Below are 8,332 nucleotides of genomic sequence, written 5' to 3' on the forward strand. Positions count from 1 at the left end.
TGACCTGGCCGGCAACCCGCATCCTCTTGACAGGGGCAATGCCGGCCAGCGGCCGGCACTACCGCAGGGCGCTTCAACCGCCCTGCTTTGCGGCGTAATCCTGCGCCTGGCGCATCACCCGCAGCAGGTTGCCGCCCCAGATGCCGGCAATCTGCTTCTCGGTATAGCCCTTGCGCAGCAGCCACGCGGTGATCTTCGGCAGCTGGCTGACATCGGGCAGGTCACTCAGTCCGCCACCACCATCCCAATCCAGGCCGATGCCCACGTGCTCGGGGCCGACCACCGTGAGGATGTGCTCGAAGTGGGCGAAGAAGTCGTCCAGGCTGGCGTGGCGCACCGGATGCTCATGGTCCAGCGCCTGTTCGGCCTTCAGCAGGGCAACGCCCTGTTCGATGCCCATGCCTTCCCAGCCGCCCAGCTGCTTGCTCAGCGCTTCCTCGGCCTGCTTGCGCTCGGGCGTCTTCGCCGTATCGATCAGGTAGCCGCCATAGGCGTTCACCTGGATCACGCCACCGGCCTTGGCCAGTTTGCGCAGGCGCGCATCGTCGAGATTGCGCGGATGGTCATAGACCGCCTTGGCCGAGCTGTGCGACAGCACGAACGGCACCGGCATCATCGCCAGCAGGTCGTCGAACACCGCGTCCGAGGCGTGCGACTGGTCGATCACGATGCCCAGCTTCACCGCCTCCCGTACCAGTTCCTTGCCGGCCGGGCTCAGGCCCTTCCACTCGGCCCCCTTGGGATCGGTGGCCGAATCGGCGAACTCATTGTTGGCGAAGTGCACCGTGCTGAGCAGGCGCAGGCCGGCGCGGTGGTAGAACGACAGCAGGCTGGGGTCAGCCACCAGCGGGCTGGCATTTTCCATGCTGATGTAGACCACGCGCTTGCCGGCAGCCTTGATCCGCGCTGCGTCATCGGCGGTCAGTGCCAGCGCGAAGCGCTCGGGATTGGCCGCCAGCATCTCGCGGATTTCCATCAGTCGCTGCAGGCCGTGGTCACGCTCGGCCAGATGGGCGGTAGCGGTGCGGTCGCCCTGGTCGGTGTAGATCGCCCAGAAACCGCCGTCCAGCGCGCCTTCGACCATGCGCGGGTAGTCGACCTGCGAAAGGGCGTTGCGGTCGTGGCGTTGCTCGATGTCGAAACCGCTGCGACCAAAGTTGGCCGGCGTATCCAGGTGGCTGTCGAGCGTGACCAGGCGTTGCTGCAGGGATTTGGCGCGGGCCAGTTCCTGCGCACTGAACTCGATGGCATGGGCCGACAGCGGCGCGCTCAGCGCCAGGGCAAGCACAACGGACAGACGACGCAACGATGGCATGGGCTCTCACCGGCATTGGGAAGAGCCCGACCATAGCGCTGCGGCCCTCGGATTTGTAGAGCCGGGCCGCGCTCGACTGATCAGGTACGGCGAGTCGAGCACAGCTCGACTCAACTGGCAGGAATCAGTCCACCACGCGGCAGAACACGGCCTTGAGGTAACGCGATTCCTGCACGTGGGCCATGAACGGATGGTCCGGACCGGCGCCGGCCACCTTCAGGATCTGGATCGTGCGGCCGGAGAAATAGGCCGCGCGGCGCAGCATGTCGAGGAACTGGTCCTCGGCCACCAGGCCGGTGCAGGAGAACGTGGCGAACAGGCCGCCCGGCTTCACCACGCCCAGCGCCAGCTTGTTCATGTCCAGGTACTTCTTCAGCGCGGTGATGACCTGGTCGCGGTCGCGGGTCATCTTCGCCGGGTCCAGGATCACCACGTCGTACTGCTCGCCACGGTTGGCGGCGTCGCGCAGCCACGGGAAGATATCGGACTGGATGAACTTCGGGCGCACGTTGTTCAGGCGCGAATTGCCCTTGGCGATCTGGATCACGTCCTCGTCGATGTCGATGCCGATCACCTCCGAAGCACCACGCGCCGCCGCGTACACGGCAAAACCGCCGGTGTTGCAGCACAGGTCGAGCACGCTCTTGCCTTCCACCTGCTGGCTCAGCCACTCACGGTTCTCGCGCTGGTCGGCGAAGAAACCGGTCTTGTGCGCACCGGCCGGGTCGGCGCGGAACTTGATGCCGTACTCGGTGATCACCGACGCTTCGGTGGTGGTGTTGCCGTGGAAGTCGAAGCTTTCCTGCTTCTGCACGTGCTCGTCGGCGAAGCTGTGGAAGCGGCAGCCGGGGAACTGCTCGCGCAGCGCATCGTAGATCCATTCGCGGTGGCGGAACATGCCGGCGGCGAAGAACTCGACCACCACCAGGTCGCCGTAGCGGTCCACCACCAGGCCGGACAGGCCGTCACCTTCGCTGTGCACGACACGCCAGGCGTCGGACACCACGTCGAGCTTGAGCACCTCACGGCGCAGCGACACTGCCTGGGCGATCTTGCGCGAGAACCAGCCGGCATCCACCGGTACGTTCTGGTCGGTTTCAAGGATGCGCACGGCAATGCGCGAGTGCCCGTTGTAGAACCCGCGGCCAATGAACTCGCCATCGATGCCGACCACGTCGACGATGGAACCGGGCTTGGGCCGGACGGTCGGCTTCTCGACCAGTTTCTGGAAGATCCACGGGTGGCTGGAGCGCCACGCATTCTTGAGGCGGACAACGGGAAGGGGGGTATTCATCCACCCATTGTAAACCGGGCGCCGGGGTCAGATCCCCGCAGGGGCTCCGACCCCAGTGCAGGGGCATTTGACGGCGCCCCGGCCAGACGGCAGAATCGGCGCCAGAAGGGGAGTAGCTCCCAGACGTTGTCGCCGTCATTTCGAGCCCGCAGGCTCCGGTGCAACGGCAGTTCCAGCCGACTGGAACTGCGAGCGAGACCTTCGCCGTACTGGCGAAGCTCTGTCCCTGGATCCCCTCCCGATCCTCCGTTGCAGATCCTCGCCGTCCGGCCTGGCATTCATCTTTCCAACGGACATTCCCAATGCAGACGATCGGTAACGTGTGGTTGTGGGGCGGCTTCGCAGCGGTGGTGGTCATCGCCCTGCTGGTCGACCTCGTGTTGATGCGCCATGGTGGACCGCACAAGGTCACCTTCAAGGAGGCCCTGTGGTGGTCCATCGGCTGGGTCGCGCTGGCCCTGCTGTTCAACGCCGGCCTCTGGTACTACCTGAATGAGACCGCCGGCCAGGTCGTGGCCAACAAGGTCGGCCTCGAGTTCCTGACCGGTTATCTGGTCGAAAAGGCGCTGGCGGTCGACAACATCTTTGTCTTCCTGATGATCATGAGCTACTTCGCGGTGCCGGAAGAGCAGCGCCAGAAGGTGCTGATCATCGGCATCCTGGGTGCGATCGTGCTGCGTACGATCATGATCTTCGCCGGTAGCGTGCTGATCAGCCAGTTCCATTGGCTGCTCTACGTGTTCGGCGCCTTCCTGCTGTTCACCGGTTGGAAGATGTGGTTCGCCGCCGGCCAGGAGCCGGACCTGGAGACCAACCCGGCCCTGCGCTGGATGCGCAAGCACCTGCGCCTGCTGCCGGACTACGCCGGCAACGCGCTGAGCGTGAAGCGTGATGGCGTGCGCTGGTTCACCCCGCTGTTCGCCGTGCTGATCCTGATCGCGGTCACCGACGTGATCTTCGCCGTGGACAGCATCCCGGCGATCTTCGCGATCACCACTGACCCGTTCATCGTGCTCACCTCCAACGTGTTCGCGGTGCTGGGCCTGCGCGCGATGTTCTTCCTGCTGGCCGGCATGGCCGACCGCTTCCACCTGCTGCCGTACGGCCTGGCACTGGTGTTGGGCTTCATCGGCATCAAGATGATGATCATCGACCTGTTCAAGATCCCGACCCCGGTCTCGCTGGGCGTGGTCGCGGTGATCATCGCCGCCACCGTGGTGCTGAGCCTGAAGTACCCGCCGAAGGAAGGCGAAGGCCAGGCCTGAGCCTGATCCATTGAACGGCGCGGCCGGTGGGATTGTCCCGCCGGCCGCCTCCACTCTCCCGTTACGGTGGCCTTGGTTTCGCGCCAGTCACCGCCATTGGTGAGGTATGGACAACAACGCGCCCCTGCCCGCCGGCGACGTGCCGGCCCCCCGCAATGATCGCTCGCGCATCCTGCGGGCGTTCAATGTCAGCCTGGCCGCCGTGCTGGTGCTGGTGGCCGTGTTCGCCCTGCAGGGCACGTTCGACTGGCGACCGTGGGCGGTCGCACCGCTGGAAGCCAAGGGCCTGCTCGGCCTGATCGGCGGCCCGATGCTGCATGCCTCGGTCGAGCATATCGCCGCCAACAGCATCGCCATCCTGATCCTCGGCACGCTCGCCGGCAGCGTGTATCCGAAGGCCACCGTACGCGCGCTGCCCCTGCTGTGGCTGGGTTCGGGCCTCGGCGCGTGGATGCTGGGCAGCCCGGGCAGCGTGCACCTGGGCGCCAGTGGCGTGACCCACGGCCTGATGTTCCTGCTGGCCAGCCTCGGCCTGCTGCGCCGCGACCGTGCGGCGATCGCCACCGGTCTGATCGGCATGCTGTTCTACGGCGGCATGCTGATGACCATCCTGCCGCACGCCGATGGTGTGTCCTGGCAGTCGCACATGGGCGGCGCCTTCGCCGGCATCATCGCCGCGCTGCTGTTCCGCAACGCCGACCCACTGCCACCGCGCCAGCGCTACAGCTGGGAAGACGAAGAAGACGAGGCCGAGCCGCTGTCCGACGACGAGCTGGAGCCGCCGTCACCGCAGCGCGTGCCGGTACTGTGGCAGCCGCGCGAGGGCCAGGACTACGTGGTGATCCCGTTCCGCCGCCCGGACGAACCGCGCGGTTGAGGTGAGGGTGGTGCCGGCCGCTGGCCGGCAACCTCATGAATCGGTAGTGGCCGACCTTGGTCGGCGCGGTTGTTGTGTGCCAACCAAGGTTGGCACCTACCAGAGCACACCGGCCCCCGGGTAGCGCCGGGCCATGCCCGGCGCGTTGATCGCTCAGTTCCCCGCCGCGCCCATCCCGTCCACCGCTTGCCGGCCGAGCGCCGGGTCATCGGTGAAGAACGCATCGATGCCCGTCGCCAGGTAAGCCCGCATCTCGGCGATCGATCCCTCGGCATTGCGCGCGCTGTCGGCACCCTTGCGCAGGTTGCTGGGCTGGAAGTGGTTTTCCGGGCGGAAGGTGTACGGAATCACCATCAGGCCAGCGGCGTGCGCATCACGTACCAGAGAGGTCGGCGTGCCCAGCGCCCCCTTGGCATCCAGTGGAATGATCGAACGCAGCTCGGGGCCGATACCATCGGCGTAGCCGGCAATGTCCTTCAGGCCGGCCGGGGTCATCATCTGCGCATAGGTCAGCGCGCCGCCGGCCTTGACGATGTCGGCCGGCTGGGTATCGCCCTTCCACAGCAGCTGCAGCAGCCGGATGTTGCTGCCCCGGCCGATCCTGCCGCGCAGGTAGCGCAGGTTGGCGGTCTCGAACGACTGGATCGTGATCGGGCCGACATTGGTGTACGCGTTGCCACGCAGTGCGGCCAGCAGCTTGTCTTCCATTGGCAGGCCGATGGACTGGAAGTAGGTCGGGTGCTTGATCTCCGGCACCAGGCCGATGCCGCGGTTGGCACGCCCGGCCTGCTGCACCAGGAAGGCCAGGATCTCGTCCAGGCTGGCGATGCGGAACTGGCCGTCGTAGGCAGTACTGCGCAGCTCCGGCAGGCGCTCACGCGCGTACAGGGTCTTCAGCTCGGCCAGGGTGAAGTCTTCGGTGAACCAGCCGTCGACCTTCTGACCGTCGATCACCTTGCTCGTGCGGCGGCTGGCGAACTCCGGATGCGAGGCGACGTCGGTGGTGCCGCCGATCTCGTTCTCGTGGCGGGCCACCATCACCCCGTCCCTGGTCATCACCAGGTCCGGTTCGATGTAGTCGGCGCCATCGGCGATCGCCTGCGCGTACGACGCCAGGGTGTGCTCGGGCAGCAGTGCGCTTGCGCCGCGATGACCATAGACCGACACCTTGGGTGCGGCCGGGGTGGAGGATTCAGCACTCATGGCCACCGATGGTGCCACGGCCAGCAACAACAGCAACGCACAACCCCACGACTTCACTGCGACTTCCCCAAGCGGTATGTGATGGCTGTCAGTATGCGGCGGCAATGTGACAGGTGGGGGAAGCCTGCACCTGTAGAGCCGAGCACGGGCTCGGCTCTGCAGTTACTTGCCGATGCAGAAGCTCGAGAAGATCCTTCCCAGCAGATCATCCGCACTCATCTGCCCGGTGATCTCGCCCAGTGCGTCATGGGCCAGCCGCAATTCCTCGGCGGCCAGTTCCAGGTGCTCATGCGCCAGTTCGCCATCGGCGCGCTGCGCGTGTTCCTGCGCTCGCTCGATCGCGTCCACATGGCGCGTGCGCGCGGAGAACTCGCCATCCACCTGCTCCCCTGCCCCGGCCGAGGCAATCGAACGCAGGCGCGCATGCAGGTCGTCCAGCCCGGCGCCGGTGGCTGCCGAAACGAACACGCGGTCCGGGTCGTCCAGCGCCGGCAGCACACCGAGCAGGTCCGACTTGTTGTGGATGTAGATCTTGTGCGGCACCGCTGCAACGGCGTCACCCAACGCCGCCTGCCCGGCCGCCGGATCGCGCGCATCCAGCACGATCAACGCCAGGTCGGTGCGCTCGATTTCCACGTGCGCGCGGCGCATGCCTTCGCGTTCGATGGCATCGCCACCGTCGCGCAGGCCGGCGGTGTCGACCAGGGTCAGCTCCAGGCCATCCAGGCGGATGGTCTCGCGCAGCGTGTCGCGGGTGGTGCCGGCGATGTCGGTAACGATGGCGCGCTCGCTGCCGGCCAGCGCATTGAGCAGTGAACTCTTGCCGGCGTTCGGCGGACCGATCAGCACCGCGTGCAGGCCATCGCGCAGGCGACGGCCGCGTTCGGCGTCGCGGCGCAGCAGGGCCAGATCACTGCGCGCCTGCTCCAGCCCACGCCGCACCTGCGCACCGCCGAGGGTATCCAGCGGTTCGTCGGCGAAGTCGATGGCTGCTTCCACGTGGATGCGCAACAGCACCAGTTGCTCGACCACGGCGTCGATGCGCCGCGAGAACACACCATCCAGCGAACGTCGCGCGGCGCGTGCGGCGCGGTTGTCGCCGGCCGCGATCAGGTCGGCGATGGCCTCGGCCTGGGCCAGATCGAGCTTGCCGTTGAGGAACGCGCGTTCGCTGAACTCACCCGGCCGCGCCTGGCGCGCACCGAGCGCAATGCAGCGCGCGACCAGTTGCTGCAGCAGTACCGGGCTGCCGTGCCCCTGCAGTTCCACCACCTCTTCGCCGGTGAAGCTGTTCGGCGCCGGGAACCACAGCACGATGCCATCGTCGATGACGTCGCCATCGGCGTCGCGCAGGCGCGCATAGTGTGCATGGCGCGGGCGCAGTGCAGGTGCACCCAGCGCGCGGGCGATCGCCGCAGCGCGCGAACCGGACAGGCGCAGAAGGCCGACACCGCCAGCGCCCGGAGCGCTGGCGATGGCCACGATGGTGTCGGTACGGATCGCGTCGTTCATGGTTCAGAGTTTCTCCAGCTGCGCGCGTGCCTGCGCGGCACCACTGCCCTGCGGCTGCAGCGCCAGGTAGGTCGTGTAGGCCTGCTTCGCCTTGGCCTTGTCGCCGGCGTTGAAGTAGGCATCGCCCAGGTTGAGATAGGCCACCGCACGCGACGGATCGATCTTCAGCGTGTTCTCCAGCCAGCGTGCGGCTTCAGCGTAGCGCTGCTGTCGGTAGTAGACGAAGCCGAGGTTGTTGGCGGCCTGGGCAAAGTCCGGACGCAGCTTCAGCGCTTCGGTGAACTGCGCGGCTGCCTCGTCGTACTGCTTCTCGCGATACAGCTGCAGGCCACGGTCGTTGGCCTGCTGCGCGCGCTGGCGGTCGGACGCCGGTCCGGCGGAGGGCACTACCAGCTTGGCCTTGCCGCCCTGCAGGTCAGCCACCGTCACCGGTGCCTGGCTGCCCTTGGCCTCGCTGGCGGCCTCCACCTTGTTGTTCAGCGCGATCGCATCGGCGGTCAGCTGGCGCGTATCGGCATTGAGGAATTCCTGGCTGTCCGGCACCTGGAACACGAACTCGCCGCCCTGCGAACCGGGCAGGCTGCCGAAGGCCGGGGTCTGGTGCGAGACCGCCGATACGGCCGGCGCCACGTAGGCGGCCAGCTCGGTACCGGTGATCAGGCCGTCGCCGTTGAGGTCACCCTTGCCGGCCAGCGCCTGCAGCAGCACCCAGGTGAACACCGAGTGGCCGTTGGGGCCGGCATCGGCCACCTGCTGGTCGGCACCACCGGCGGTCAGCATCTGCCGCGCGCTGCGACGCGCGTTCTCGCGCAGGAACGACGACGACGACGGGCCGCCACGGGTCAGGCCCAGGCCGCTGTAGCAGG

Annotated in this window: 7 protein-coding genes; 2 read left to right on the top strand and 5 right to left on the bottom strand. The window is 67.0% G+C overall.

Annotated elements, in window-relative coordinates:
- Positions 1-73 precede the first annotated feature (73 nt).
- Positions 74-1,315 carry a dipeptidase gene (locus tag ABGA94_RS22405; protein ID WP_070488828.1) on the bottom strand — a complete coding sequence of 414 codons (1,242 nt, stop codon included), beginning with the start codon at positions 1,313-1,315 and terminating at the stop codon, positions 74-76.
- A 124-nt stretch (positions 1,316-1,439) separates the two neighbouring features.
- Complete coding sequence (locus tag ABGA94_RS22410) at positions 1,440-2,609, bottom strand: class I SAM-dependent rRNA methyltransferase (protein ID WP_111128192.1); 1,170 nt, start codon at positions 2,607-2,609, stop codon at positions 1,440-1,442.
- Between the two features lie 302 nt (positions 2,610-2,911).
- On the opposite strand from ABGA94_RS22410, the gene ABGA94_RS22415 reads away from it, so the two are divergent.
- Both ABGA94_RS22415 and ABGA94_RS22420 read left to right on the top strand, forming a co-directional pair.
- A complete protein-coding gene (locus ABGA94_RS22415; protein WP_010487446.1) occupies positions 2,912-3,874 on the top strand; it encodes a TerC family protein in 963 nt (320 codons plus the stop codon).
- Between the two features lie 106 nt (positions 3,875-3,980).
- Positions 3,981-4,751, top strand: a complete 771-nt coding sequence (locus ABGA94_RS22420; protein ID WP_069138193.1) for a rhomboid family intramembrane serine protease — start codon at positions 3,981-3,983, stop codon at positions 4,749-4,751.
- Between the two features lie 153 nt (positions 4,752-4,904).
- On the opposite strand, the gene ABGA94_RS22425 is transcribed toward ABGA94_RS22420, so the two are convergent.
- From ABGA94_RS22425 to ABGA94_RS22435, 3 genes are all read right to left on the bottom strand, one after another.
- Positions 4,905-6,011, bottom strand: coding sequence for a glycerophosphodiester phosphodiesterase (locus tag ABGA94_RS22425; RefSeq protein ID WP_375368118.1), 1,107 nt, complete (start codon positions 6,009-6,011; stop codon positions 4,905-4,907).
- A 105-nt stretch (positions 6,012-6,116) separates the two neighbouring features.
- A complete protein-coding gene (mnmE, locus tag ABGA94_RS22430) occupies positions 6,117-7,466 on the bottom strand; it encodes a tRNA uridine-5-carboxymethylaminomethyl(34) synthesis GTPase MnmE (protein WP_111175893.1) in 1,350 nt (449 codons plus the stop codon).
- Positions 7,467-7,469: 3 nt separating this feature from the next.
- The coding region (locus ABGA94_RS22435; RefSeq protein WP_375368119.1) for a tetratricopeptide repeat protein at positions 7,470-8,332 on the bottom strand (863 nt) is incomplete at its 5' end.

It is taken from the genome of Stenotrophomonas sp. 3diitr2024 (assembly GCF_042136455.1).
Lineage (GTDB): Bacteria > Pseudomonadota > Gammaproteobacteria > Xanthomonadales > Xanthomonadaceae > Stenotrophomonas > Stenotrophomonas sepilia.

Coding starts and splice junctions, on each gene's coding strand:
- ABGA94_RS22405 (WP_070488828.1), bottom strand. CDS start 1,315: ATGCCATCGTTGCGTCGTCTGTCCGTTGTGCTTGCCCTGGCGCTGAGC.
- ABGA94_RS22410 (WP_111128192.1), bottom strand. CDS start 2,609: ATGAATACCCCCCTTCCCGTTGTCCGCCTCAAGAATGCGTGGCGCTCC.
- mnmE (WP_111175893.1), bottom strand. CDS start 7,466: ATGAACGACGCGATCCGTACCGACACCATCGTGGCCATCGCCAGCGCT.
- ABGA94_RS22415 (WP_010487446.1), top strand. CDS start 2,912: ATGCAGACGATCGGTAACGTGTGGTTGTGGGGCGGCTTCGCAGCGGTG.
- ABGA94_RS22420 (WP_069138193.1), top strand. CDS start 3,981: ATGGACAACAACGCGCCCCTGCCCGCCGGCGACGTGCCGGCCCCCCGC.